The following is a 24,318-nucleotide window of genomic DNA, read 5'->3' as shown; positions in this document are numbered from 1 at the left end:
CGGCACCCGCAGCCGGGGTGGGGTGCCGACCCGGCGCCCCGCCCCGCGACCCCCGAAGGAGTGGGACACGTGACAAGGACTCGAGGAACTCTCGCCTCCCGGGGACCCCGACGGTGGCAGGCGTTGCTGGTCGCGACGAGCGTCGCCGTGAGCGGGGCGATCGCCGTGATCGCTGCGCCGGCGGCGAGCGCGGCGACCATCGACACGTCGGCGTCGTACGTGCTGGTCAACCGCAACAGCGGCAAGGCCCTCGACGTGTACAACCTGGCCACCAACGACGGGGCCCGGATCACGCAGTGGTCCCGCAACGACGGCGCCCAGCAGCAGTGGCAGTTCGTCGACTCCGGCAGCGGCTACTACCGGCTCGCGTCACGCCTGTCGGGCAAGGTCCTCGACGTGTCCGACCGCTCCACCGCCGACGGCGCCGCGCTCATCCAGTGGACCGACAACAACGCCACCAACCAGCAGTTCAGCATCCAGGACGTCGACGGGTACATCCAGCTGATCAGCCGGAACAGCGGCAAGGCTGTCGAGGTGCAGGGCGCCTCGACGGCCGACGGCGGCAACATCGTCCAGTACAGCGACTGGAACGGCGCCAACCAGCAGTGGCAGCTCGTCCGGGTCGGGAGCGGCACACCGACGACGCCGCCACCGTCCGGTTCGTGCACCCTGCCGTCGAGCTACCGGTGGACCTCCACGGGCTCGCTCGCCACCCCGAGGTCCGGCTGGGCCTCGCTCAAGGACTTCACCACCGCGGAGTTCAACGGCAAGCACCTCGTCTACGCGACCACGCACGACAACGGCACGTCGTGGGGCTCGATGAGCTTCGGCCTCTTCTCCGGCTGGTTCGACATGGGCTCGGCGTCGCAGAACGCGATGTCGTCGGCGACCGTGGCGCCCTCGCTCTTCTACTTCGCCCCGAAGAACGTCTGGGTGCTCACCTACCAGTGGGGCCTGTCCGCCTTCATGTACCGGACGTCGAACGACCCGACGAACGCGAACGGCTGGTCGTCGGCGAGCGCCCTGTTCTCGGGGTCGATCTCCGGCTCGGGCACTGGTCCCATCGACCAGACGGTCATCGGCGACGGCACGAACATGTACCTGTTCTTCGCGGGGGACAACGGGAAGATCTATCGCGCGAGCATGCCGATCGGGAACTTCCCGGGCAGCTTCGGCTCGTCCTCCACCGTCGTCATGAGCGACAGCACCAACAACCTGTTCGAGGCCCCTCAGGTCTACAAGGTCAAGGGCCGCCAGAACCAGTACCTCATGATCGTCGAGGCGATCGGTTCCAGCGGTCGGTACTTCCGCTCGTTCACCGCGAGCAGCCTCTCCGGATCCTGGACGCCGCAGGCTGCCAGCGAGAGCAACCCGTTCGCCGGCAAGGCCAACAGCGGTGCGACGTGGACCAACGACATCAGCCACGGTGAGCTGGTCCGCGCGAGCAACGACCAGACGATGACCATCGACCCCTGCACCCTGCAGCTGCTGTACCAGGGACGTTCTCCCAGCTCCGGCGGGGACTACGGCCTGCTGCCGTACCGACCGGGTCTGCTGACGCTGCAGCGCTGACACGCGCCGAACGGCACATGGGGACGACGCGCGGGCGAAGGGAAGGCCGACCGGCGGAGCCGGCCGATTCGATCCGAGGGATCGCCGTCGGTCGTCCGCTGGCGTCGACTCCGACCGCAGTCCGTCACCGCTTGCTCGCTCCGTTGGCGGTGACCGCGTGGATCTCCTCCACCTTCTCCAGCACGTCCGCCACGTTGGCGTCCTCGTTCTGGATGACCTCGATCCGAGATGCTTGCCACGCTGCCAGGTGACCGGCCACGTTGGCGTAGATGGACACCAGGGCCAGGTAGAGGATCGACGCCTGCTTCCAGGCGTCCGGTGCCCAGATGTAGACCGCGATCACGGGTGGGAAGTTCAGCAGCCAGAAGACTGTCAACCAGCCGTTGATCTTCCTCATGAAGACCGGGTCCTCCTGGATGGAGGCCCAGAGGGTCTGTGCCACGCTCATGGCGTCTCCTCGAGCTTCTGCGTGTGCTGTCCGCGGCCAAGGCTCCAGGCGCGGGTCCGCGATCGTCGGCTTTGCTGACAGGAAGATGGCAGCGCCGGACGGCGGCGGCACGACGGGCGCCCACTCTTCACCCGTCCGGGCGGCCACGAGGACCGCGGGTCCTGTCGTGGAGACCGGAACCCGCGGTCGGTGGGTCAGCTGGTGATCGAGCGGCGGCCGCCGACGCGGATCCAGATCAGCAGCACGATGATGGCGCCGATGATCGACCCGATGATCCCGGCGGGCTGCAGGAAGCCGTCGGCAGCGTCCTTGTGGAACAGCAGGTAGCCGAGGAACCCGCCGACGAACGACCCGATGATGCCGATGACGATCGTCATCGCGATCGAGAGGTTCTGCTTGCCGGGGACCAGCAGGCGAGCGAGCAGGCCCGCGATGAGCCCGACGATGATGATGGTGATGATGAGTCCCAGCACGGTGAAACCTCCTGGTTCGGGCGACTGATACTCCCCGAGTTCACCACCCCTAGAGCGGGTGTACTACACCCCTAGGGGGGTCTACCGTGAGGCATGCCCGCACCCCAGCAGCCCTTCACCGTCGCGCTCGTCGACGACTACGACGTCGTCGTCATGGGTGTTGCCAAGATCCTCGACCAGTACCGCGACCGCATCGTCGTGGCCGAGATCGACACGAACACGCCGGTCAGCGAGACCGTCGACATCGTGCTCTACGACGCCTTCGCCCAGCCGGAGTCGGACCACGAACAGATCGGTGAGCTGGTCCGGAACCCGTGCGCCCGCAAGGTGGTCGTGTTCACCTGGAACTTCCACCCGGAGCTGGTGGCGAGCGCCCGCGATCAGGGCGTCCGCGGATACCTGTCGAAGGCCCTGCCGGCACGTGAGCTTGTCGCCGCTCTCGAGGCGGTCCACGCCGGCGAGGTCGTGGTCAGCGAGGTCCCGGGCCGCGTCCGGCCCGCGAACGGTCTCGACTGGCCCGGGCGTGGCGAGGGCCTCACCGACCGCGAGTCGGAGATCCTGGCTCTGATCACCCAGGGCCTCAGCAACGCCGACGTCGCCGCGCACACGTATCTCAGCCCGAACACGGTGAAGTCCTACATCCGCTCGGTCTACCGGAAGATCGGCGTCGAGAGCCGGACGCAGGCGGTGCTGTGGGGCGTCGACCACGGCTTCGTCCCCGACCACCGGCGGATCGACCACTGGCGCGGAGGGCCGTAGAGAGCCAGGGCGCCGAGCAGCGAGTCGTTGACCGGCGACGTGCTGGGCACGACAGCACGAAGGCCCCCTCGAAAGGGGGCCCGGCCTGCGGTGATACTGGCTCCCTCGACTGGACTCGAACCAGTAACCGTCCGATTAACAGTCGGATGCTCTGCCAATTGAGCTACGAGGGATCGTGCGGGAAGAAACTCTAGCAGCCGATCCGGGGTGCCTCGGACGCTCAGCGGGGGAGCCCGACGGCGTCGCGGACCTCGTCCTCGGCGGCGTCGACGACGGCGGCGACGGCGGGGTCGGACAGGTCGATGGACGCATCCCCGAGGACCTGCGTGAACATCGTGCCCGCCTCGTCGCGACGCAGGACCACACGCGCACGCTGACCGCCGGGAAGGGTCACGGAGGCCGCGTGGACGACCGACTGCTGCACGCGCTCGCGGAACGTCTGCGAGAACGCGTACGACCCCGGCACCTCGGCGAAGGTCAGGCGCTCCGTCTCGCCCCAGACCCAGCGCAGGGTCATCGTGCGGGTCGCCGGGTCGAGCGAGCCGTGGTCCACGTCCGACCAGGGGTGGCGCGTGGCGGGCCCGTCGGGGCCCAGGAGGTGCAGGGCCAGGCGGGACGCGACGGCCCAGCGTCCGTCGGCGAGCTCGGTGCTCACCAGGACGGCGTCGCCGGGGCGCAGGTCGAGCCGCGTGCGCTGGGCAGCGGGGAGTCGACGACGGGAGAACGGGGCCACCGGCCCACGGTACCCGCGCGTCACGTCCGGGCCGATCCATCCGTCAGAGTGACAAACCGGGACGGAAGTATCAGATTGCCCGGTCGAGGATCTTGGATTCCAGGCGCGGTCCCCACCGCGTCCCTGCCGAACGACTGAGCGAGAGAGGCACGCCATGAAAGCTACGTATCGGGTGCTCGCCTACCTGGTGGCCGCCGGAGTCTTCGTCCAGGCCGGCGCCATCGCGTACGCCTGGTTCACCACGCTCCACGAGATCGAGGACGGCGCCGTCATCGACTCGAACTACGAGGGCAACTTCGGCCACTCGCTGCACGGCACCGTCGGGATGATGGTCATCCCCGTGCTGGTCATCGCGTTGCTGATCGTGTCGTTCTTCGCGAAGTTCGCGGGCGCGGTCAGGTACGCGCTCATCATCTTCGGGCTCGTCCTGCTGCAGATCGCCCTCGCCTTCGTCGCGTTCGGCGCCCCCGCGGTCGGTGCGCTGCACGGGCTGAACGCGCTCGCCATCCTCGGCGTGAGCATCACGGCCGGGTCGCGGGTCCCGAAGGGTGCGACGACGACCGACACCTCGGCGCCGGCCGCCGCGACCGCCTGAGCACCTGACCCATGACCGAGCGGGAGGCGCTGGGCCGACGACGCCGCGTCGTGGCGGCCGTCGTCGCCACGCTGCTCGTCCTCGGCCCGCTCGCCTGGTTCTGGTGGACCAGCCTGGTGCCGGCGAACGCGTCCGTCATGGACATGGGCTACCCGGACACGGGCGGGGGGCCGACGACGACCGCCGGGACCCACGGTCACGGCGCCACCCCGGACGGGCCGACCGTGAGCGTGGCGTCGCTCACCGGCCCGTCCGCCGGCGTCCCCGACGTCGATGTCACGCTCACGGCCGAGGCCGGCCCGGTCGAGCTCGGCGGCGGGCGCTCCGTCCAGGGCTTCACGCTGAACGGAGCCTCCCCGGGGCCGACGATCGACGCCGACGTCGGCGACCTCGTCCAGGTGACGCTGGTCAACCGCTCCGTCCCCGACGGCACGACACTGCACTGGCACGGCGTCGACGTCCCCAACGCCGAGGACGGGGTCGCAGGCGTGACGCAGGACGCGGTCCCCGTGGGCGGCTCGCACGTGTACCGGTTCGTCGTGCAGGACGCCGGCACGTTCTGGTACCACTCGCACCAGGTCTCGCACGCGCAGGTGCGCGGCGGCCTGTTCGGCGTCCTGGTGGTGCACCCGGTGACGACGGACGACGACTCCGAGGTGGTGGCCGCGGTCCACACGTACGGGGCGACGCCGACCGTCAACGGGGTCGCGGGCGACGTGCGGGCCGACGCCGGACCGGGCGACCATGTCCGCGTCCGCGTGGTCAACACGGGGTCCGGGGTGCTGCGCGCCTGGGTGCCGGGTGCCGACTTCCGCCTGCTCGCGCTCGACGGCCGCGACGTGCACGAACCCGGCGCGGTGACGGGTCGGGCCGTGGTCCTCGCCGGCGGCGGGCGGGCCGACCTCGAGGTGACCGTGCCGTCCGGCGGAGACTCCGTCCGCGTGCGGCTCGGGTCCCGGTCGGTGGTCGTCGGACCGTCCGACGACGCCTCCGACGGCGCGGACCCGCGCGACACGCTCGACCTGCTCACCTACGGCACGCCGGCGGACGTCGGCTTCGACCCCCGCGCGGCCGACCGGGTGTTCACCTACGCGATCGGGCGGCGCCCGGGGTTCGTCGCGGGCCGTCCGGGCCTGCAGTGGACCATCAACGGGCACACGTACCCCGACGTCCCGATGTTCATGGTGAGCGAGGGCGACATCGTCAGGATGACGCTGCGCAACTCCAGCGGTCAGGCCCACCCGATGCACCTGCACGGCCACCACCTCCTCGTCCTGTCCCGCGACGGGACGCCGTCGACGGGCAGCCCGTGGTGGACCGACTCCTTGGAGCTGGCGGCGGGGCAGACGTACGAGGTCGCGTTCGTCGCCGACAACCCCGGCGTCTGGATGGACCACTGCCACAACCTCCCGCACGCCCAGGAGGGCCTCGTCGCGCACCTGGCCTACACGGGCGTCACCGACCCGTACACGCTCGGCGGCGAGGCCGACAACGCGCCCGAGTGAGCGTCGGTAGGGTGTGCGGTGCCTCGGGGCAGTAGCTCAGCCGGTCAGAGCAGCGGACTCATAATCCGTGGGTCGTGGGTTCAAGCCCCACCTGCCCCACCGATGCGTCGGCGCCGAACCACCGGCGCAACCTGTCGACCAGCTCCTGCTGGTCGTCGCCGACCCAGGCCACGTGGCCGTCCGGTCGCAGCAGCACCGCGGGCACGCCCAGCTCGTCGCTCGTGTCGACGACGTGGTCGACGCGCTGCGCCCAGCCGTGGACCGAGAGGCGACCGGTCCGGTCGATCAGCAGCCCGCGGCCGCCACGCAGCAGCTCGTAGAGGCGACCCCGCGCCAGCCTGACGTCGCGGAGCCGCCGGCCGACCAGCTCCGGACCCTCGCCGAGGTCGTAGCGGATCCCGGTCGCCGTGATCTTCTCCACCAGGCGCAGGTTCACCGCGTCGATGTCCATGAGCTCGGTCACCAGGCGCTTCACGGCCTGGGCGCCGGGCTCGAGTGACGACAGCTCGACCAGGACGCGCGTGGTGTCCAGCACGTCGGCGGCCACGGGCCGCCGCTCCGTCTCGTAGCTGTCGAGCAGCCCGTCCGGTGCCCAGCCCTCGACCTCGGCAGCCAGCTTCCAGCCCAGGTTGAACGCGTCCTGGATGCCGAGGTTGAGGCCCTGGCCCCCGTTCGGTGGGTGGACGTGCGCGGCGTCGCCCGCCAGCAGCACGCGGCCGACCCGGTAGTGCTCGGCCAGGCGGGTCGCGTCGCCGAACCGGGAGAGCCATCGGGGTGAGTGCGCCCCGAAGTCGGTGCCGGCGAGCCGGTGCACCTGGCGTCGCAGCTCGTCGAGGGTCGGCGGGACCGAGGGGTCCTCGGCGATCCCGTCCGCGGGCGCGCCGAGCCGGTACACCCCGTCGCCGACGGGGATCGCGCCGAACCCGCGGTGGGTCGTGTGGACCTCCGCCACGACCGCGGCCAGCGTCTCCGGCGGGGTGGTCACCTCCACCTCGCCCAGCAGCCACTCGTGCGTGGTCGGTTCGCCGGGGAAGCCGATGCCGAGGCCCTTGCGCACGGTGCTGCGGCCCCCGTCGCACCCGACCAGGAAGCGCGAGCGCAGCTCGGTGCCGTCCGCCAGCACGGCGGTGACCCCGTCGTCGTCCTGGCTCAGCCCGACCAGCGCGCAACCGCGGCGGACCTCGACGCCGAGACCGATCGCGTGCTCGAGCAGCAGGCGGTCGGTGGTGGTCTGCGGGATGCCGAGGACGAACGGGTAGGTGGTGTCCAGCCCCTCCGGCGTCGGCTTGCGGATGCCGGCGAAGAAGCCGCCGACCGGGTGCTGTCGGCCGAGCGCGAGGAACTGCTCGAGCAGGCCGCGCTGGTCCATGATCTCGACGGTCCGCGCGTGCAGGCCCAGCGAGCGGACGACCTTCGTCGGCTCGGCGTCCCGATCCAGCACGACCGCGTCCACCCCGCGCAGCCGCAGCTCGGCCGCCAGCATGAGACCGGTCGGCCCTGCCCCGGCGACGATCACGTCGAACATGGGTTCCTCCTCGTCCGGGTCGGTGACCATCTTGGCCGCTCCGGTCGCCGGACCGCCCGACTCCTGCCACGATCTCGGGCACGGTCCGATCGCACGAGGAGAAGCACAGTGGTGTCGACGAGCAGCACGGCGAGCGCCGAGCGGTCCTGGGAGCTGGCGGCGCGCGCGGGGTATGCGGTCAGCGGTGTGCTGCACGTGCTGATCGGGGTGCTGGCCCTCCGGGTCGCCTTCGGCAGCGGCGCGCAGCAGGCCGACCAGTCGGGTGCGCTGGCGACGATCGCGAGCACGCCGTTCGGCGGCGTCGTCCTCTGGTTCTCCGTCGTCGCGTTCCTCGCGCTCGGTGCGTGGCAGGTGGCGAAGGCGATCCACGGGGGCTCGCCGACGTCGTCGGGCTCGGGCGAGAGCGGCGCGGGGGACCGGGCCAAGGCGATCGGCCGCGCGGTGGTCTACCTCGCGCTCGCGTTCGCGGCCCTGAGCTTCGCGCGCGGTGGGGGGACGTCCAGCTCGCAGCAGACCGCGGACCTGACGGCCAAGCTCATGGGTGCGCCGGGCGGACGGCTCCTGGTCGCCGCCGTGGGTCTCGCGATCGTCGTCGTCGGCGGCTACCACGTCTACAAAGGGTGGACCAAGAAGTTCCTCGAGGACCTCCACCGCCTGCCCTCGGGACCCGCCGGGCCGACCGTCCGACGCCTCGGCGTCGCGGGGTACGTGCTCAAGGGCGTCGCCCTCGGGATCGTCGGAGTGCTCTTCGTCACGGCTGCCGCGCAGGCAAACCCGTCCAAGGCGACCGGCCTCGACGGTGCCCTGCACACCCTCCGCGATCAGCCCGCGGGGGTCGCGCTGCTGGTCATCGTGGCCCTCGGGTTCGTCGCCTACGGCATCTACTCGTTCGCCCGCGCCCGGTATGGCCGGATATAAATCACCCGTTTGCGCGCGAAACGTGCGGGGGTGGTTGTTGCACAAGTGTCCAGATTCGGGCATAGTTCCCTTCGTCAGCGACAACGGCAAACCCGCCGCAAGGCGGGGACGCAAAGCCACGGGGCCTACAGGGCCAGCCGAGCTACCGAACGACAGGAGAACCATCATGGCTGTCACCACCATCACCGAGGCCCCGCTCTCGCAGGGCGCCCTGCTCACGCCGGGCGAGGTTGCCGTGCTCTTCCGCGTCGACCCGAAGACGGTCACGCGCTGGGCCCAGGCCGGCAAGCTCTCGGCCGTCCGCACCCTGGGCGGCCACCGCCGCTTCCACGAGTCCGAGGTGCGTCAGCTCCTCACGGGCGTGCCGCAGCAGCGTGCGGCGGAGTGACCTCGCACATCCGCTAGTCAGGAAGGCCCCTCCCGATGACGGGAGGGGCCTTTCTCGTGCCCGGGGGCGCGTCAGAACGCGTCAGAACGTGACCGGGTCGCGCACGATCGGGCAGGTCATGCAGTGGCCGCCGCCCCGGCCTCGGCCCAGCTCGGCGCCGCGGATCTCGATGACCTCGATGCCGGCGGCGCGCAGCAGCGCGTTGGTGGTGGTGTTGCGGTCGTAGGTGAACACCACCCCGGGCTCGACGGCGACGGCGTTGTTCCCGCTGTCCCACTGCTGGCGCTCGGACGCGTAGACGTCGCCACCGGTCTCGATCACGCGCAGCGCGGGCAGCCCGAGCGACCGCGCCACCACGTCGACGAACCGCGCGTCGCCCTCGTCGGTGATGTGCACCTGGCCGCCGTCGGCGGGGCGCAGGGTGAAGGAGTGGATCGCGTCGACGATCTTCGGGTACAGCGTCACCACGTCCCGGTCGGCGAAGGTGAACACCGTGTCGAGGTGCATCGCCGCGCGCAGCTTGGGCATCCCGGCGACGACGACGCGCTCGGCCGCACCCTGGGCGAACAGCGCGGCGGCCAGCTGGGTGATGCCCTGGCGGGACGTGCGCTCGCTCATACCGACCAGCACCGTGCCGTTGCCGACCGGCATGACGTCCCCGCCCTCGAGGGTCGAGCGTCCCCAGTGCCGCTCGGGGTCACCCCACCACACCGTGGACCCGGTGAAGTCGGGGTGGAACAGGTAGACGGCCTTCATGAGCAGCGTCTCGTCGTGCCGAGCCGGCCAGTAGAGCGGGTTGAGGGTCAGCCCGCCGTACAGCCAGCAGGTGGTGTCGCGCGTGTAGAGGGTGTTGGGCAGCGGCGGCATGACGTACTCCGGGGCATCGAGGGAGTACTCGGCGAGGGCGAAGTGGGCGTCGTCGAACCCGCCGGTCACGTCGCTCGTGGCGAGTCCGCCGATGAGGAGCTCGGCGAGGCGGCGCGGCTCGAGGCGCTCCAGGAACTCGCGCGCGTCGTCGACCAGCTCGAGGCCCACGACGTCGGGCACGATCTTGCGGTCGAGCAGCCAGTCGCGGGCGCCGCGGACGGCCAAGGTCTGGGCCAGGACCTCGTGCAGCTCGAGCACCTCGACGTCGCGAGCCCGCAGCTCGGCGACGAACGCGCGGTGGTCGCGGATCGCATTCTCGACCCAGAGCACGTCGTCGAAGAGCAGGTCGGCCGCGTTCGTCGGCGTCAGGCGGCGGTGCGCGAGGCCCGGCTCGCAGACGAGGACCTTGCGCAGCCGGCCGACCTCGGAGTGCACGCCGGTCGTCGGGTCGTCGGTCGGCATCGCGGGGCCTCCAGCCGGCATCGGGTGCCGGCCACGCTACCGGCGGTTCAGTGGACCGTGCCGAGCACGGCGGCGCGGACGTCCTCCAGCGTGCGGTCCGGCTGGAAGACCAGCCACTCGAGGCCCGCGAGGAGCGTGGCGCCGAACAGGGCCGCGGCGGCGAGCGAGGCGTCCCGCTCGGGCCAGGTGTCGGCGACGACGGCGGCGAACGCCCCCATCGACTCGTCGCGCACCAGCCGGATCGAGTCCTGCCAGCTGCGGCCGGTGCGGAACGTCTCCGCGACCATGAGCTTCGCGAAGTCGGGGTGCGTCCGGACCTGGGTCAGCAGCTCGGTGACCAGCGCCTCCAGCGCGTCGCGGCCGTGCAGACCCTCGGTGGCTCCGCGCAGCGCGGCGGTGAGCCGGCCGACGCCCTCGGTGATGATCGCCTCGAACAGGCCCGACTTCGAGCCGAAGTTGTAGAAGACGCTGCCCTTCGCGACGCCGGCGGCCGAGGCGATGTCGTCGACGGAGGTGGCCGTGAAGCCGCGGTCCGCGACAAGCGCGAGGGCGGCCTCGACGATGTGCTCCCTGGTGGCCGACGTGCGCATGGGCGTCAGCCTCTCAGATGCTCAGCGCGGGGTGCAGGCGCGCCACGGTCCACGTCCGCAGGCGCCCGGCCTTCCACGACGTCACCGCGAGCGAGGCGACGGTGACCGCGACGAGGTAGGCGATCGCCGTCCACAGCCGCGCGTCGGGCGTCCCGGTGATGAGGTCGCGCAGGCCCTCGACCGCGTAGGTCATGGGCAGCACCGGGTGGATCGCCTGGAAGAACGCGGGTGTGGTCTCCACCGGGTAGGTGCCGCTGGCGGACGTGATCTGGAGCATCAGCAGGGCGATCGTGGCGACCTTGCCCGCCGCGGAGCCCAGCACCGCGATGAGCATCTGCTGCACCGCGAGGAAGGCCGCCGCGACGAGGAGGAGGAACGCCACGGTGCCCACGGGGTGCCCGATGCTCAGACCCAGCCCGAGCCCGACTACCCCGAGCAGCAGCAGGACCTGGCCGGCGCCGATCACGAGCGAGGGCAGGTAGCCCGCGAGCGCGACGCGCAGTCCGGACGCGGGGGTGGCCAGCGCGCGGGTGGGCATCGGCCGCAGCAGGAGCCACGTGATCAGCCCGCCGACGAAGAGGGCGAGCGGGATGAACAGGGGAGCGAACCCCTCGCCGAGGCTCGCAGCCGGGGCCACGTCCTCGTCGTCGATGGCGACCGGGGTGGCCAGGGCGTCCGCGCGGGCGGTGCGCTGCGCGTCGGTGTCGTCCGGGATCTGCGTCGCGCCGTCGGTCAGGCCGTCGGCCAGCTGCTGGGCGCCTCCGCCCAGCGCGCCCGTCCCGTCGGCCACCTGCGCCGCGCCGTCGGCGAGGGTCGCCGTGCCGGTCGCCAGGCTCGAGGCGCCGGCGGCGARCCCGTCGGCCCCGGCTGCGGCCCGCTCGGTGCCGGAGGCCAGGGTCGAGGCGCCGGTGGCGAGGGTCGCGGACGAGTCGGCCAGCGTGCCGAGGCCGCCGCTCAAGCTCGCGGCGCCGTCGGCCGCCTGCGACGCGCCGGCGTCGAGCGCGTGCAGCTGGTCGGTCATGGTCGCCACCTCGGCCGCGGACGGGAGGTCGGTCCCGGCGAGGCCGGCGAGGAGCGCCGCCGCCTGCGGGTCCCCGGCAGCCGCCTGGGCCGTCAGGTAGGCGGTGACCTGGCTCAGGCCGGCCGACAGCCCGGGGAGCCGGCCCGTCAGGGCGTCCACCTGGGTCGTTGCGGCGTGCACGCCGTCCGCGACGCTGCGCGTCCCCGTGGCGAGCGAGCCCGAGGCGTCGGAGGCCGTCCGGGCGCCGTCGGCGAGGTCGGAGGCCCCGGCCGCCAGCTGCGCCGCACCGCCCGCGGCCTGGCCGACGCCGTCGTCKAGGGACGCGGCGCCCGAGGCCAGCGCCGATGCACCGTCGCGGGCGTCGGCGGCCCCGTCGGCCACCTGCCGCGCGCCGTCGCCCAGCTGCGTCGACGCGTCCCGCAGGGAGATCGCGCCGTCGGCGGCCTGCAGCATGCCGTCGCGCGCCGAGCCGAGGCCGACGAGCACCTGGTCGACGGCCTGCTCGCCGGCGGTCGCCGCGACCGCGTCGCGCACGTGGTCCATGGCCGAGCGGCCGAGCGTCGTGCCGATGAAGGAGTTGGCGTCGTTGTAGGTGACGTCGATCTGCGCGGCGGTCGGGTCGTCGCCGCCCGCGGAGACCAGGTCGGCGGAGAAGTCGGTGGGGATGGTGACCGCGAAGTAGTAGTCGCCGTCGCGCACCCCCGCGGCGGCGTCGGCGGCGTCGGTGACCACCCAGTCGAGCGCGGCGCCGTCGGTGAGCTCGTCCGTGAGGTCCTGGCCGGCCGTCACGCGCGAGCCGTCGCGGTCCGCGCCGGCGTCGGAGTTGACCAGGGCGACCGGCATGGCGTCCACGTGCGCGGTCGGGTTCCAGAACGCCCAGAGGTACAGCGCGCCGTACAGGAGCGGCACCAGCAGCATCGCGGCGACCGCGAGGCGGGGGAGCCGTCCGCGGCCGAACCGGCGCAGCTCGGTCCCGGAGGTGAGCGAGAGCATGACGATCCTTCAGTCGGTGGGGGTGGTGACGGGGACGACGTTCCAGGCCGTGCCTGCGGCCTCGTCGGCGGCCGCGCAGGAGGCGACCACGGTGACGCCCGTGGCGGCGAGCGCCTCGAGGCGGTCCCAGACGATGCGGCGGCGGACGCGGTCGTGCACCTGGTCCACGTCGTCGACGACGAGCAGGCCGGGGCACTGGGCCGCCGCGAGGGCGATGCGCAGCAGCAGGGCGTCGACCTCGTCGAGGTGCCAGACGACGGTCTGCGCGTCCGGCACGGGCCGGTCGCCGAAGACCGGGCCGAGGACCGAGTCGACCAGGGGCTGGTCGGCCCGCGGCGACCGGCGGTACCACGGGGACAGCCACGCGAGCCGCTCCCGGACGTGGTCGCCGACCGTGACCGAGTCGTCGAGCTCGTCGATGCCCGCGAAGCCGGCCAGGGCCACCTCGCGCTGGACGTGCGCGCGCTGCCGCGGCAGCCGGTGGCCCAGGACGACGAGGTCGGACGACGCGTCAGGCACCATCCGGCCGGCCAGCGTGAGCAGCAGGCTCGAGCGACCGGCTCCCTGCGGTCCCTGGACCAGCGTGAGCGCGCCGGCCGCGAGGTCGAGGTCGACCGGGCCGTAGACGGCGCCGCGGTCGGCGTGCAGCTGGAGCCCCCGGGCGACGACGGCGGGCGTCGGGACGTCCACCTCGGGGGCGAGGGTGTCGGGTGCTGCGGTCATCGGTGAGCTCCTTGGTAAACTGACCGGTCAGTACAAAGTCTAGGCCGGTCGGACATCGATGTCGCCGGGCCGGGGTGTCGTTCTGCTCACACTCGCGGCCCTCACGGCGCCGGGCGGGCTCGTGCTCCCCTCGCCGGCGCGCCCGCCGTGCGAGGATCGGCGCATGGCCATGCGAGAGATCCGGACTGTCGGAGACCCCGTCCTGCGCACCCCCTGCGACCCGATCACGACGATCGACGACCGCGTGCGCGGGCTCGTCGAGGACCTGCTCGAGACCGTGGACACCGAGGGACGCGCCGGCCTGGCCGCCAACCAGATCGGCGTCAGCCTGCGGGCGTTCTCCTGGAACATCGACGACGAGGTGGGCTACGTGCTCAACCCCGTGATCGTGGAGCTGTCGGAGGACGAGTACCAGGACGGCGACGAGGGCTGCCTGTCGGTCCCGGGGCTCTGGTACCCGACGCACCGGTCCTGGTACGCCCGGGTGGTGGGGACGGACCTCGACGGCAAGGAGGTCGTGGTGGAGGGCGTCGAGCTCATGGCCCGCTGCCTCCAGCACGAGGTCGACCACCTCGACGGGATGCTCTACCTCGACCGCCTGGAGCGGTCCGTGCGCAAGAAGGCGATGCGGGCGATCCGCGACACGCTCTAGCCCGGAGTCGGCGCTGCTGGCGCTCTCCGACTTCGTCCGGCATGCTGTCCCCAGCACGCCGCGAGCACGCTTCTCACTGCATGCGTTGTCCTGAGCTGTGACTGAGGTCGTTGGGGAAGGCGAACCTCGAGCCCGATCAGGAGGACGACATGGCAGGTGCGATCACCCGCGGTGTACTTTTCGTGCACTCTGCGCCGCGTGCGCTGTGCCCCCACGTGGAGTGGGCGGCAGGCAACGTGCTGGGTACGCGCGCCTCGTTCGACTGGACGGCGCAGCCGGCCGGTCCGGGCTTCTACCGCGCGGAGCACTCGTGGCAGGGCCCCCAGGGCACGGGGGCGCGCCTCGCGTCGGCCCTGCGCGGCTGGGCGCACCTGCGCTACGAGATCACCGAGGAGGCCAGCCACGGTGTCGACGGCTCCCGCTGGAGCCACACGCCCGAGCTGGGGATCTTCCACGCCGCGACCGACGTGCACGGCAACATCGTCGTGCCGGAGGACCGCATCAGGGCCGCGCTCGAGCACGCCGCCGACCCGCAGCGCCTGCGCACCGAGCTCGACCTCGCGCTCGGGCAGGCGTGGGACGACGAGCTCGAGCCGTTCCGGTACGCCGGTGCCGGCGCCCCCGTGCGCTGGCTGCACCGCGTCGGCTGAGGACACGACAGGAACGGCCCGCCTCCCCGGGGAGGCGGGCCGTTCCTGTGCTGTCAGACCGACGCGACGACCAGTGCCACGTTGTGGCCGCCGAACCCGAACGAGTTGTTGACCGCCGCGATGTCGCCGTCGCGCAGGGCGCGGGGCTTGTCGCGGACCAGGTCGAGCACGAGCTCGGGGTCGGGGTTGTCGACGTTGATGGTCGGCGGTGCCTGCCGGTCGTGCAGCGCCAGGATCGTGAAGATCGTCTCCAGGGCACCGGCGCCGCCGAGCAGGTGGCCGGTCATCGACTTGGTGGCCGAGAGGGCGACGTGGTCGGCCTCGTCGCCCAGCAGCCCGCGGATCGACCGGGCCTCGATGAGGTCGCCGACGACGGTCGAGGTCGCGTGCGCGTTGACGTGCACGACGTCGATGCGCGCGATCCCGGACTCCTCGAGCGCCTGGCGCATGGCCCGGATCTGACCGGCGCCGCTCGGCTCCGGGGAGGTGATGTGGTACCCGTCGGCGGAGAGGCCGACGCCGGCGATGCGGGCGTAGACGCGGGCGCCGCGGGCGGCGGCGTGCTCGGCGCTCTCCAGGACGACGACGCCGGCACCGTCGCCCATGACGAAGCCGTCGCGGTCGACGTCGTAGGGGCGCGAGGCCCGCTCGGGGTCGTCGTTGCGCAGCGAGAGCGTGCGTGACGCGGCGAACGCGGCCACGTTCATCGGGTGGATCGACGCCTCGGTGCCGCCGGCGATGACGACGTCGGCGCGGCCGGTGCGGATCATCTCGACGGCGTAGCCGATGGCCTCGGCGCCCGAGGCGCAGGCGGACACGACGGCGTGCGCCCCGGCGCGCGCGCCGAACTCGAGCGACACGTAGGCCGTCGGGGAGTTGGGCATGAGCATCGGCACGGTCATGGGCAGGACCCGACGCGCGTTGCCGCTGGCGAGCAGGCCCTCCCACGCGTCCAGGATCGTGCGGATGCCGCCGATGCCGGAGGACACGACGGAGCCCAGCCGGTCGCCGTCGACCTCGGGGGAGCCGGCGTCGGCCCAGGCCTCGCGCGCCGCGATGATGGCGTACTGCGCGGACGGGTCCATCTTCTTCAGCTCGGGCCGGGCCAGGACCTCGCTCGGGTCGACCTTGATGCTCGCCGCGAACTCGACGGGAAGCCCGAAGCGCTCGACCCAGTCGTTGTCGAAGCGCCGCGCGCCGGACTCGCCGTTCAGGGCGGCGGCCCAGGTGCTGGGGACGTCCCCGCCGAGAGGCGTGGTGGCTCCCAGTCCGGTGACGACGACGTCGGGTACGTGGCTCATCGGTGCTCCAGGTCGGCGGTCGAGAGGGATGGTCGGTCCCGGGCGTCGCGGCCCGGGACCGACCAGGTCGCTCAGGCTCAGGCCTGCGCGCCCGTGATGAACGTGACGGCGTCGCCGACGGTGGCGAGGTTCTTGACCTCGTCGTCGGGGATGCGCACGTCGAACTTCTCCTCGGCGAGCGTGACGATCGTCATCATCGACAGCGAGTCGATGTCGAGGTCGTCGGTGAAGGACTTCTCGGGCAGGACGGAGTCGGTGGGCAGCCCGGTCTCCTCGCTGACGATCTCGGCCAGGCCGGCCAGGATCTCCTGCTCGCTGTACGCCATCGGTGTCTCCTCGTGTCGGGTGGTGCTTCGGTGGTGAAGCGGTGGGGTCGGACGAACGGTACAACCGGGGGGTCGTACCTCGGTTGTTCAGGGCAGGACGACGACCTGGGCTGCGTACACCAGACCGGCACCGAAGCCGATCTGCAGGGCGAGCGCGCCGCTCGACACCTGACCCTCCCGCAGCAGTCGCTCGGTGGCCAGCGGGATCGACGCGGCGGAGGTGTTGCCGGTGTCGGCGATGTCGCGGCCGATGACGACGGTGTCCGGGAGCTTCAGCGTCTTGATCATCTGGTCGATGATCCGCATGTTCGCCTGGTGCGGGATGAACGCCTCGATCTCGTCGGCGGTCACGCCGGCCGCGTCCATGGCCTTCTGCGCGACGGGCGCCATCTGCCAGACGGCCCACTTGTAGACGCTGGGACCCTCCTGGCGCAGCGTGGGCCAGCCGGCGCCCTCGTCGCGCGTCGCGAGCCAGGAGTGCGTCTGCCGGATCGCCTGCGCCTGGCTGCCGTCGGACCCCCAGATCGTGGGGCCGATGCCGGGTGTGTCGGACGGGCCGATGACGACCGCTCCGGCGCCGTCGCCCAAGAGGAACGAGATCGAGCGGTCGGTCGGGTCGATGAAGTCGCTCATCTTCTCGGCGCCGATGACCAGCACGTGGCGGGCCGTCCCGGCGCGGACCAGGGCGTCGGCCTGGCCGATGCCGTAGCAGTAGCCGGCGCAGGCGGCCGAGATGTCGAACGCGGCGGCCGGGGTCGCCCCGATGCGGTCCGCGATGACCGCGGCGCCGGCGGGCGTCTGGTGGAAGTAGGTGACGGTCGACAGGATCACGACGTCGATGTCCGCGCCGGTCAGGCCCGCGTTCGCGATCGCCTGCAGCGCCGCGGCCTCCGCGAGGTCGAGCACGTCGGTGCCCGCCTCGGCGCGACGACGCGTGATGATGCCGGTGCGCTGCCGGATCCACTCGTCCGAGGAGTCGATGGGCCCGACCAGCTCGTCGTTGGGCACGACCCGCTCGCCGCGGACGCCCCCGAGGCCGAGGATGCGGGTGTGCGCCGGTCCGGTGGCCTGCGTGAGGGTGGGACGGGTCACGACGGGTTCTCCAGGCTGCTTGTCCGGGTGGTGGGTGCGGGGGTTCCGGCGTGCCGACGGACGAGATCACGTGCGGCGTCGAGGTCGGCGGGGGTCTTGACGGCGACCGTCTCGACCCCGGGCAGCGTACGCCGGGCCAACCCCGTGAGCACCCCCGCCGGGGCGACCTCGAGCAGCCCGGTGACGCCCAGCTCGAGCAGGGTGGTCTGGCACAGGTCCCAGCGGACCGGGTTCGCCACCTGCGCGACGATGAGCTCGAGGGCGCGTGCGCCCGAGGCGGTCACCGTGCCGTCGGAGTTGGTGAGCAGCCGCACCTGCGGCTCGCCGGGGCTCACGTCGTCGGCCGCCGCGCGCAGCTCCGCCACCGCGGGCGCCATGTGCTCGGTGTGGAACGCGCCGGCCACCTGCAGGGGGACCACCCGAGCACGGGCCGGGGGAGCGGCCGCGAACGCCGCCAGGGCGTCGAGCGTGCCGGCGGCGACGACCTGTCCACCCCCGTTGACGTTCGCGGGGACCAGGCCGTGCGACGCGAGGGTCGCGAGGACCTCGTCGGGGTCGCCGCCCAGCACCGCGCACATGCCCGTCGGCGTCACGGCGGCCGCACGGGCCATCGCCGCGCCGCGGACCGTGACCAGGCGGAGCGCCTCGTCGTCCGTCAGCACGCCGGCGATCGCGGCCGCGGCGAGCTCGCCGACCGAGTGCCCCGCCGTGAAGCCCGCCACCTTCTGTGCGGCGACCGCCAGCGAGGCGTCGGCGTCGAGGTCGAGGACCGCGCGCAGGCTCGCCAGCGCCGTCGCGACGAGCAGCGGCTGGGCGACGGCGGTGTCCCGGATGGTGTCGGCGTCGGAGGTGGTGCCGTGGGCGACGAGGTCGAGGCCGGTCGTGCGGGAGGCCCGCGCGATCGACTCGGCGACGGACGGCAGCTCGAGCCACGGGGCGAGCATGCCGGGGGACTGGGCGCCCTGACCGGGGCAGACGACTGCGAGCACCCGACCACTCTGCCTGGCCGGACGGGGCGACCCGCCTCACGGCGTGCACCAACCTTCTCCGACGCCCTTGTACGACTCCTACAAGCGGTCAGCGCGCGCTGACGGTCGGGGCGGCAGCGGCCGCGTCCAGCCTGCCGAGCGCCAGCGCGGTCTGCAGGACGTAGGACTCGCGGGCGTCGAGCGGGTCCCACCCGGTCACGTCGGACACCCGGCGCAGGCGGTACCGCACGGTGTTGGGGTGCACGTAGAGCGTGCGGGCGGCGGCCTCGAGCGACCGCCCGGTGCCGAGGTACGCGGACAAGGTCTCGAGCAGCGAGCCCGGGCTCGCGGCCAGTGGTGCGTACGCCTGCGCGACGAGGGCCGTACGCGCGGTCACGTCGCCGATCAGCACGCGCTCCGGTAGGAGCTCGTCGGCCTGCACGGGCCGCGGGGCCTGCTCCCAGGCGGGCGCCGCGAGGAGTCCCGAGAGGGCGGCGCGGGCCGACCGCGCGGAGTCCGTGAGGTCCCCGACCACCGGACCGATCACCACGGGTCCGGGCCCGAACCGGGGCAGCAGGGTGCCGGCCGCCGTACGGAGGTCACCCTCGCCGCCGAGGAACACGACCAGGCGGTCGCCCTGGATGCCCACCAGGGCGTCGTCGGCGGCGCGGCGCGTGGCCCGGCGCAGCTCCGCGGCCCGGACGTCGTCGAGCGCGGAGGTCGTCGTCCCGACCATGACCAGCGTCGATCCCCGCCCGCTCCACCCGAGCGCCGCGATGCGGGAGCGCAGCGCGTCGTCGACGTCGCCGCGCACGAGGGCGTCCACGACGAGCGCCTCCAGCCGGGCGTCCCACGCACCTCGCACCTCGGCGGCGCGGGCGTAGACCTCCGCGGCCGAGAACGCGACCTCGCGCGAGTAGCGCAGCACGGCCTCGCGGACCTCGCGCTCGTCGCCGGGAGCCGCGAGCCGGTCGCTGTGGCTCTCGACGACGTCGACGACGACGCGCACCAGCTGGAGCGTGTGCTGCAGGGAGATGGACCGGGTCAGCTCGGGGGGTGCGGCCGCGAAGATGTCCCCGACGCCGTGGGGCGGGCGCGTCGGCTCCGCGAACCAGGTGACGAACGCCGTGATGCCCGCCTGCGCGACCAGACCCACCCACGACCGGTCCTCGGCGGGGAGCGCGCGGTACCACTCGAGGTCGTCGTCGAGCCTGCGCATCGCCGCCGCCGACAGCAGCCCGGCGCTGTCGCGCACCCGGCGCTGCGTCTCGGGGCCGCCCCGCGCCTCCAGCACCGGTGCACGCCCGCGCGTCGGTGCGGGCCGTCGGGCGCGGGCCGGCGCCGTCGGGGCGTCCGGCTTCTCGGTCGGGGCGGCGGAGCCGGTCCCCTGGGCGGTGCTGGACATGGGGCGAGCATAGGGTCGGGCCTTGTGGGAAGTCGACAAACCATGCGCGGAGGGGCCCGGCACGCGACCCTGTCCGGTGTGTGAGGAATCTCCTCAGCCAGGTGGGCTCCGTCGCTACCGGATAGGGTCACGTCATGGCACTTCTGCCCCGTCTGCGTCAGCTCATGCGACGGCCGACCTCGGCCTCGCGGGTCGGCGCGCGCCGTCCGACGAAGGCCGCGCGCCGCGGTGACACGCTCCACGAGGACGCCCTGCGCTCGATGCTCAGCGACGACCCGAACAACGAGCGCGCGTTCGTCGCGCTGGCCGAGATCGTCCGGCGGCGTGCTGCGGAGGCGAGCACCGACCAGGACCCGCTCGCCGGACCGAGCGACGAGAACGAGAGCCAGCGCGCCGCGGACCTCGCCGTCTGGGCCCTCGGTGAGGAGCTCGCCGGCAACCCGCGCGCCTGGTACCCGCTCATCGAGGTCGCGCGCCTGTCAGTGCACGACGACCACGAGGGCACCGTGCGCCGCCTGACCACCGCCGCGGAGCGCGACCCCTCCGGACGCGCGCTCGTCGCGGCACTCGCCGTGCTGCGCGAGGCCGGGCTCCCGGTCGACGCGCTCGGGCTCGGGGTGGGCCACTGGCGTCCGCGCGAGCACGATCCCGAGGTCGCGCGCCAGCTGGTCCTCGCCTCGATCGAGGCGGGCCGGCCGCTGGAGGCGAAGCAGCACATCGCCTCGCTCGACCTGTACCCGGACCAGAAGGCGGTGGCAGAGCTCAAGAGCGAGCTCGCCCGCGACGTCGCCCACGCCGAGCAGACGATCCCCGGCACCTGACGACGGACGCGACGAAGGCCCGGGCTCCTGGAGAGCCCGGGCCTTCGTCGTGCCGTGACGCTCAGGTCAGCTGTCGCCGCCGACGTTGCCGGACGTGCCGGCCGTGACGTCGTACAGGCGGTAGCGCTCGATCGCCTGGGCGGGCGCCTCGTGGCTCACCGCACCCGTGCGGGCGAGCTGCTGCAGCACCCGGACCACCGTCGACGGACCGTCGATCTTGAAGTGCCGACGAGCCGCCGCGCGGGTGTCCGAGAAGCCGAAGCCGTCGGCCCCCAGCGTGGCGTACGTGCCGGGGATCCACGCCCGCACCTGGTCGGCGACGAGGTGGTCGAAGTCCGTCGTCGCGACGAACGGACCCTCGGCACCCTGCAGCTTCTGCGTGAGGTACGGGACGCGCTCCTCCTCGCCCGGGTGCAGGTACGCCTGCCGGTCTGCAGCGAGGCCGTCGCGACGCAGCTCGTTCCAGCTGGTCACCGACCACACCGCAGCGCGGACGCCCCAGTCCTCGGCGAGCAGCTTCTGCGCCTCGAGCGCCCAGGGCACCGCGACGCCCGACGCCAGGATCTGGGCGCGCGGTCCGTCGCCCTCGGCCGGGGAGACCAGGTGGATGCCGCGCAGGATGCCCTCGACGTCGACGTTCTCGGGCTCTGCGGGCTGCTGCATGGGCTCGTTGTAGACGGTGAGGTAGTAGATGACGTCGCGGTCACGGTCGTGACCCTCGCCGTACATCCGCTCGATGCCGTCCTTGACGATGTGCCGGATCTCGTACCCGTAGGCCGGGTCGTAGTGCACGACGTGGGACATGGTGCCGGCCAGCAGCGGGGAGTGGCCGTCGGCGTGCTGCAGGCCCTCGCCGGTCAGCGTGGTGCGGCCGGCCGTGGCGCCGATGAGGAAGCCGCGGGCCATCTGGTCGCCGGCGGCCCAGAACTGGTCGCCGGTCCGCTGGAACCCGAACATCGAGTAGTAGAAGTAGAACGGGATCAGCGGCTCGCCGTGCGTGGCGTACGAGGTGCCGACGGCCTGGAACGCCGACGCCGACCCCGCCTCGTTGATGCCCGTGTGCATGATCTGGCCGGACTCGGACTCTTTGTAGGAGAGCATGAGCTCGCGGTCGACGGCCATGTAGTTCTGGCCGTTCGTGTTGAAGATCTTGGCGCTCGGGAAGATCGAGTCCAGGCCGAAGGTCCGGGCCTCGTCGGGGATGATCGGCACCAGGCGGTGGCCGAACTCCTTGTCCCGCACGAGGTCCTTGAACAGGCGCACGAGCGCCATGGTCGTGGCGACCTCCTGGTGCCCCGAACCGCGCGCCAGGCTCTCGTAGACCTTGTCCTCCGGCAGCACCAGCGGCTTGTGCGTCGTGCGCCGCTCGGGGACGAACCCGCCCAGCTGACGGCGGCGCTCCAGCATGTACTGGATGCCCTCGTCCTCGGCGCCGGGGTGGAAGTACGGCGGGACGTAGGGGTTCTCGTCGATCTGCTCGTCCGTGATCGGGATGTGCAGCGAGTCGCGCAGCGTCTTGAGGTCGTCGCCCTTGAGCTTCTTCATCTGGTGCGTGGCGTTGCGGCCGGCGAAGCCGGACCCCAGGCCGTAGCCCTTGATGGTGTGCGCGAGGATCACCGTCGGCTGGCCCGTGTGCTCCCGGGCGGCCTTGTAGGCGGCGTAGATCTTGCGGTAGTCGTGCCCGCCGCGCTTGAGCGCCCAGATCTCGTCGTCGGTCATCTTCTCGACCAGCTGCTTGGTCCGCGGGTCGCGGCCGAAGAAGTTCTCGCGGATGAACGCGCCGTTCTCCGCGCGGTACGTCTGGAAGTCGCCGTCCGGCGTCGTGTTCATCAGGTTGACGAGCGCGCGGTCCTTGTCGGCCTGGAGCAGGGCGTCCCACTCGCGGCCCCAGACGACCTTGATGACGTTCCAGCCGGCGCCGCGGAACTGCGCCTCGAGCTCCTGGATGATCTTGCCGTTGCCGCGCACCGGGCCGTCGAGTCGCTGCAGGTTGCAGTTGACGACGAAGGTCAGGTTGTCCAGGCCCTGCTGGCCGGCGAGCTGCAGCATGCCGCGGGACTCGGGCTCGTCCATCTCGCCGTCGCCGAGGAACGCCCAGACGTCCTGCTGGCTCGTGTCCTTGATGCCGCGCAGGTGCAGGTACCGGTTGGTCCAGGCCTGATAGATGGCCGACGACGGGCCGAGGCCCATCGAGACCGTCGGGAACTCCCACAGGTCCGGGGCCAGGCGCGGGTGCGGGTACGACGGCAGGCCGCCGCCCGGGTGCGACAGCTCCTGCCGGAAGCCGTCCAGCTGGTGGGCGGACAGGCGGCCCTCGAGGAAGGCGCGCGCGTAGACGCCGGGGGAGGCGTGGCCCTGGAAGTAGACCTGGTCACCGCCGCCCGGGTGGTCCTTGCCGCGGAAGAAGTGGTTGAGACCCACCTCGGTGAGCGTCGCGACCGACGCGTACGAGGAGATGTGCCCGCCGACGCCGATCCCGGGGCGCTGCGCCCGCGTGACCATCACCGCGGCGTTCCAGCGGATCCACGAGCGGTAGCGGCGCTCGAGCGCCTCGTCGCCGGGGAAGTACGGCTCGTCGTCCACCGCGATGGTGTTGACGTACGGCGTGTTGAGCGAGGCCGGGATGGCCACGTTCCGCTGACGCGCGTGCCGCAGCATGCTCAGCAGCACGTACCGCGCGCGCGGGCCGCCCTTCTCGTCGATGAGCCCGTCGAGGGACTCCACCCACTCGCCGGTCTCGTCCGGGTCGATGTCCGGCACCTGGCTGAGCAGGCCGCCGATGAGCGGTCCCGTCTCGTCGATCGAAGCCACCAGCGCTCCTTGCTTCTCGTCCGCGCGCACGAGCCCGGTCGGCATCGGCGGCGCATCTGGCCCGGCCCGTGCTGGGCACGCCTGGGTGGGCGGCTCGACGGGTGCGGGTAGTCGACCCATTCTCGGTCCGCGAGGGCAAGAAAGTCACACCGAGTACCAGGAACGTCCACGTGACGTCCACGACAGTCGGCCGTGGACGGCCGCTACTCGGTCTCGGCGAGGGCCTCGGCGGAGGTCCCGGCGCGCATCTCGGCCACCGGCGGCACCATCACGGCCCCCGGTGGGACGTCCCGCACGACGACCGCGTGCGCGCCGATCTGGGCGCCGTCGCCGACGACCAGCCGGTGGCCCCGCCGTGGCCGGACGAGGGCCCCCGTGCCCACCACCACGTCGTCCCCGAGCACGACAGCGAGGTCCGACCCCGGTGCCTGCGACCCGGCCGTGATGGTCACGTTGTGACCGATCTTGACCCGGTGGCCGATCCGGGTGTTCGGGTGGACCACGGTGCCGAGCCCGTGGTGCCACAGGGTCACGTCACGCGGGACATCGCACTCGTAGGGCAGGACCGCGTGGAAGACGAGGAAGTTCAGCGCCTTGAGCACACGGGCGAGCGGGGTGAGCCGGCGCGAGTGGAGGCGGCACGACAGCCACCAGAGGGTCTCCGGGCGCATCGGGCCTCCAGGGTGTCCGCGGAGCACGAACATAGCGGCACGCGGCCGC

At 72.5% G+C, this 24,318-nt stretch carries 24 protein-coding genes, 2 tRNA genes and 1 riboswitch; of the genes, 10 read left to right on the top strand and 16 right to left on the bottom strand.

Annotated elements, in window-relative coordinates; translation table 11 throughout:
* The first annotated feature begins 147 nt into the window (after positions 1–147).
* The gene (locus AC1DT4_RS08640) at positions 148–1,572 is read left to right on the top strand and encodes a non-reducing end alpha-L-arabinofuranosidase family hydrolase (protein WP_477089368.1); all 1,425 of its coding nucleotides are present in this window, start codon (positions 148–150) and stop codon (positions 1,570–1,572) included.
* A 124-nt stretch (positions 1,573–1,696) separates the two neighbouring features.
* Here AC1DT4_RS08640 and AC1DT4_RS08635 read toward each other — a convergent pair whose 3' ends face one another.
* Both AC1DT4_RS08635 and AC1DT4_RS08630 read right to left on the bottom strand, forming a co-directional pair.
* Entirely contained in the window at positions 1,697–2,020 is a 324-nt protein-coding gene (locus AC1DT4_RS08635; protein ID WP_477089367.1) for a hypothetical protein, read from the bottom strand.
* Positions 2,021–2,214: 194 nt separating this feature from the next.
* Positions 2,215–2,493 (bottom strand): GlsB/YeaQ/YmgE family stress response membrane protein, encoded by a 279-nt coding sequence (locus AC1DT4_RS08630; protein ID WP_477089366.1) that lies wholly within the window; start codon positions 2,491–2,493, stop codon positions 2,215–2,217.
* Between the two features lie 93 nt (positions 2,494–2,586).
* On the opposite strand from AC1DT4_RS08630, the gene AC1DT4_RS08625 reads away from it, so the two are divergent.
* Positions 2,587–3,252, top strand: a complete 666-nt coding sequence (locus AC1DT4_RS08625) for a response regulator transcription factor (RefSeq protein WP_477089365.1) — start codon at positions 2,587–2,589, stop codon at positions 3,250–3,252.
* Between the two features lie 97 nt (positions 3,253–3,349).
* On the opposite strand, the gene AC1DT4_RS08620 is transcribed toward AC1DT4_RS08625, so the two are convergent.
* Both AC1DT4_RS08620 and AC1DT4_RS08615 read right to left on the bottom strand, forming a co-directional pair.
* A tRNA-Asn gene (locus AC1DT4_RS08620) sits at positions 3,350–3,425 on the bottom strand.
* A gap of 47 nt (positions 3,426–3,472) precedes the next feature.
* The gene (locus AC1DT4_RS08615; RefSeq protein WP_477089364.1) at positions 3,473–3,985 is read right to left on the bottom strand and encodes a hypothetical protein; all 513 of its coding nucleotides are present in this window, start codon (positions 3,983–3,985) and stop codon (positions 3,473–3,475) included.
* Between the two features lie 154 nt (positions 3,986–4,139).
* Here AC1DT4_RS08615 and AC1DT4_RS08610 point away from each other — a divergent pair, with 154 nt between their 5' ends.
* From AC1DT4_RS08610 to AC1DT4_RS08600, 3 genes are all read left to right on the top strand, one after another.
* Complete coding sequence (locus AC1DT4_RS08610) at positions 4,140–4,580, top strand: hypothetical protein (protein ID WP_477089363.1); 441 nt, start codon at positions 4,140–4,142, stop codon at positions 4,578–4,580.
* A gap of 11 nt (positions 4,581–4,591) precedes the next feature.
* Positions 4,592–6,085, top strand: a complete 1,494-nt coding sequence (locus AC1DT4_RS08605) for a multicopper oxidase family protein (protein WP_477089362.1) — start codon at positions 4,592–4,594, stop codon at positions 6,083–6,085.
* Between the two features lie 25 nt (positions 6,086–6,110).
* Positions 6,111–6,184: transfer RNA gene (locus tag AC1DT4_RS08600), tRNA-Ile, on the top strand.
* Here AC1DT4_RS08600 and rox read toward each other — a convergent pair.
* Positions 6,144–7,610 carry a rifampin monooxygenase gene (gene rox, locus AC1DT4_RS08595; RefSeq protein WP_477089401.1) on the bottom strand — a complete coding sequence of 489 codons (1,467 nt, stop codon included), beginning with the start codon at positions 7,608–7,610 and terminating at the stop codon, positions 6,144–6,146. The two genes, AC1DT4_RS08600 and rox, sit on opposite strands and share 41 nt — an antisense overlap.
* 111 nt (positions 7,611–7,721) lie before the next feature.
* Here rox and AC1DT4_RS08590 point away from each other — a divergent pair, with 111 nt between their 5' ends.
* Positions 7,722–8,528 (top strand): DUF1206 domain-containing protein, encoded by an 807-nt coding sequence (locus tag AC1DT4_RS08590; RefSeq protein ID WP_477089361.1) that lies wholly within the window; start codon positions 7,722–7,724, stop codon positions 8,526–8,528.
* Between the two features lie 75 nt (positions 8,529–8,603).
* Positions 8,604–8,678, top strand: a riboswitch (cyclic di-GMP riboswitch).
* A gap of 16 nt (positions 8,679–8,694) precedes the next feature.
* The gene (locus tag AC1DT4_RS08585; protein WP_477089360.1) at positions 8,695–8,916 is read left to right on the top strand and encodes a BldC family transcriptional regulator; all 222 of its coding nucleotides are present in this window, start codon (positions 8,695–8,697) and stop codon (positions 8,914–8,916) included.
* Positions 8,917–8,997: 81 nt separating this feature from the next.
* On the opposite strand, the gene AC1DT4_RS08580 is transcribed toward AC1DT4_RS08585, so the two are convergent.
* The 4 genes from AC1DT4_RS08580 to AC1DT4_RS08565 are packed head-to-tail and all read right to left on the bottom strand — an operon-like array spanning position 8,998 to position 13,572.
* Positions 8,998–10,245, bottom strand: a complete 1,248-nt coding sequence (locus AC1DT4_RS08580) for an arginine deiminase (protein ID WP_477089359.1) — start codon at positions 10,243–10,245, stop codon at positions 8,998–9,000.
* A 47-nt stretch (positions 10,246–10,292) separates the two neighbouring features.
* Positions 10,293–10,835 carry a TetR/AcrR family transcriptional regulator gene (locus AC1DT4_RS08575; protein ID WP_477089358.1) on the bottom strand — a complete coding sequence of 181 codons (543 nt, stop codon included), beginning with the start codon at positions 10,833–10,835 and terminating at the stop codon, positions 10,293–10,295.
* Positions 10,836–10,848: 13 nt separating this feature from the next.
* Positions 10,849–12,849 (bottom strand): YhgE/Pip family protein, encoded by a 2,001-nt coding sequence (locus AC1DT4_RS08570; protein WP_477089357.1) that lies wholly within the window; start codon positions 12,847–12,849, stop codon positions 10,849–10,851.
* Between the two features lie 9 nt (positions 12,850–12,858).
* Positions 12,859–13,572, bottom strand: coding sequence for an ATP-binding cassette domain-containing protein (locus AC1DT4_RS08565; RefSeq protein WP_477089356.1), 714 nt, complete (start codon positions 13,570–13,572; stop codon positions 12,859–12,861).
* Positions 13,573–13,735: 163 nt separating this feature from the next.
* On the opposite strand from AC1DT4_RS08565, the gene def reads away from it, so the two are divergent.
* Together def and AC1DT4_RS08555 are read left to right on the top strand one after the other, a co-directional pair.
* Entirely contained in the window at positions 13,736–14,224 is a 489-nt protein-coding gene (def, locus tag AC1DT4_RS08560) for a peptide deformylase (protein WP_056090379.1), read from the top strand.
* Between the two features lie 149 nt (positions 14,225–14,373).
* Entirely contained in the window at positions 14,374–14,874 is a 501-nt protein-coding gene (locus tag AC1DT4_RS08555) for a DUF3145 domain-containing protein (protein WP_477089355.1), read from the top strand.
* Between the two features lie 53 nt (positions 14,875–14,927).
* On the opposite strand, the gene AC1DT4_RS08550 is transcribed toward AC1DT4_RS08555, so the two are convergent.
* The 5 genes from AC1DT4_RS08550 to AC1DT4_RS08530 form a co-directional block, all read right to left on the bottom strand.
* A complete protein-coding gene (locus AC1DT4_RS08550) occupies positions 14,928–16,175 on the bottom strand; it encodes a beta-ketoacyl-[acyl-carrier-protein] synthase family protein (RefSeq protein ID WP_477089354.1) in 1,248 nt (415 codons plus the stop codon).
* Between the two features lie 77 nt (positions 16,176–16,252).
* A complete protein-coding gene (locus tag AC1DT4_RS08545) occupies positions 16,253–16,501 on the bottom strand; it encodes an acyl carrier protein (protein ID WP_055913595.1) in 249 nt (82 codons plus the stop codon).
* A gap of 87 nt (positions 16,502–16,588) precedes the next feature.
* On the bottom strand, positions 16,589–17,593 hold the full coding sequence (locus tag AC1DT4_RS08540) for a beta-ketoacyl-ACP synthase III (RefSeq protein WP_477089353.1): 1,005 nt from the start codon (positions 17,591–17,593) through the stop codon (positions 16,589–16,591).
* Entirely contained in the window at positions 17,590–18,582 is a 993-nt protein-coding gene (locus AC1DT4_RS08535) for an ACP S-malonyltransferase (protein WP_477089352.1), read from the bottom strand. Before AC1DT4_RS08535 ends, AC1DT4_RS08540 begins: the two co-directional genes overlap by 4 nt.
* 88 nt (positions 18,583–18,670) lie before the next feature.
* Entirely contained in the window at positions 18,671–19,966 is a 1,296-nt protein-coding gene (locus AC1DT4_RS08530) for a PucR family transcriptional regulator (protein WP_477089351.1), read from the bottom strand.
* A gap of 134 nt (positions 19,967–20,100) precedes the next feature.
* Between AC1DT4_RS08530 and AC1DT4_RS08525 the strand changes: the two genes are divergently transcribed.
* The gene (locus AC1DT4_RS08525; protein ID WP_477089350.1) at positions 20,101–20,787 is read left to right on the top strand and encodes a hypothetical protein; all 687 of its coding nucleotides are present in this window, start codon (positions 20,101–20,103) and stop codon (positions 20,785–20,787) included.
* Between the two features lie 66 nt (positions 20,788–20,853).
* Here AC1DT4_RS08525 and aceE read toward each other — a convergent pair whose 3' ends face one another.
* The gene (aceE, locus tag AC1DT4_RS08520) at positions 20,854–23,598 is read right to left on the bottom strand and encodes a pyruvate dehydrogenase (acetyl-transferring), homodimeric type (RefSeq protein WP_477089349.1); all 2,745 of its coding nucleotides are present in this window, start codon (positions 23,596–23,598) and stop codon (positions 20,854–20,856) included.
* Between the two features lie 203 nt (positions 23,599–23,801).
* The gene (locus tag AC1DT4_RS08515) at positions 23,802–24,269 is read right to left on the bottom strand and encodes an LbetaH domain-containing protein (RefSeq protein ID WP_477089348.1); all 468 of its coding nucleotides are present in this window, start codon (positions 24,267–24,269) and stop codon (positions 23,802–23,804) included.
* Positions 24,270–24,318: the final 49 nt, after the last annotated feature.

The sequence above is a fragment of the Cellulomonas sp. P4_D11 genome, assembly GCF_056401915.1.
Note: the sequence above shows the minus strand (reverse complement) of the source record. Positions and strands in the feature narration are given on the sequence as shown.

Bases quoted from the DNA above. Each gene is read 5' to 3' on its own strand.
- AC1DT4_RS08635 (WP_477089367.1), bottom strand. From the start codon at position 2,020: ATGAGCGTGGCACAGACCCTCTGGGCCTCCATCCAGGAGGACCCGGTC.
- AC1DT4_RS08625 (WP_477089365.1), top strand. From the start codon at position 2,587: ATGCCCGCACCCCAGCAGCCCTTCACCGTCGCGCTCGTCGACGACTAC.
- AC1DT4_RS08610 (WP_477089363.1), top strand. From the start codon at position 4,140: ATGAAAGCTACGTATCGGGTGCTCGCCTACCTGGTGGCCGCCGGAGTC.
- AC1DT4_RS08605 (WP_477089362.1), top strand. From the start codon at position 4,592: ATGACCGAGCGGGAGGCGCTGGGCCGACGACGCCGCGTCGTGGCGGCC.
- rox (WP_477089401.1), bottom strand. From the start codon at position 7,610: ATGTTCGACGTGATCGTCGCCGGGGCAGGGCCGACCGGTCTCATGCTG.
- AC1DT4_RS08585 (WP_477089360.1), top strand. From the start codon at position 8,695: ATGGCTGTCACCACCATCACCGAGGCCCCGCTCTCGCAGGGCGCCCTG.
- AC1DT4_RS08580 (WP_477089359.1), bottom strand. From the start codon at position 10,245: ATGCCGACCGACGACCCGACGACCGGCGTGCACTCCGAGGTCGGCCGG.
- AC1DT4_RS08575 (WP_477089358.1), bottom strand. From the start codon at position 10,835: ATGCGCACGTCGGCCACCAGGGAGCACATCGTCGAGGCCGCCCTCGCG.
- AC1DT4_RS08565 (WP_477089356.1), bottom strand. From the start codon at position 13,572: ATGACCGCAGCACCCGACACCCTCGCCCCCGAGGTGGACGTCCCGACG.
- def (WP_056090379.1), top strand. From the start codon at position 13,736: ATGGCCATGCGAGAGATCCGGACTGTCGGAGACCCCGTCCTGCGCACC.
- AC1DT4_RS08555 (WP_477089355.1), top strand. From the start codon at position 14,374: ATGGCAGGTGCGATCACCCGCGGTGTACTTTTCGTGCACTCTGCGCCG.
- AC1DT4_RS08550 (WP_477089354.1), bottom strand. From the start codon at position 16,175: ATGAGCCACGTACCCGACGTCGTCGTCACCGGACTGGGAGCCACCACG.
- AC1DT4_RS08545 (WP_055913595.1), bottom strand. From the start codon at position 16,501: ATGGCGTACAGCGAGCAGGAGATCCTGGCCGGCCTGGCCGAGATCGTC.
- AC1DT4_RS08530 (WP_477089351.1), bottom strand. From the start codon at position 19,966: ATGTCCAGCACCGCCCAGGGGACCGGCTCCGCCGCCCCGACCGAGAAG.
- AC1DT4_RS08525 (WP_477089350.1), top strand. From the start codon at position 20,101: ATGGCACTTCTGCCCCGTCTGCGTCAGCTCATGCGACGGCCGACCTCG.
- AC1DT4_RS08515 (WP_477089348.1), bottom strand. From the start codon at position 24,269: ATGCGCCCGGAGACCCTCTGGTGGCTGTCGTGCCGCCTCCACTCGCGC.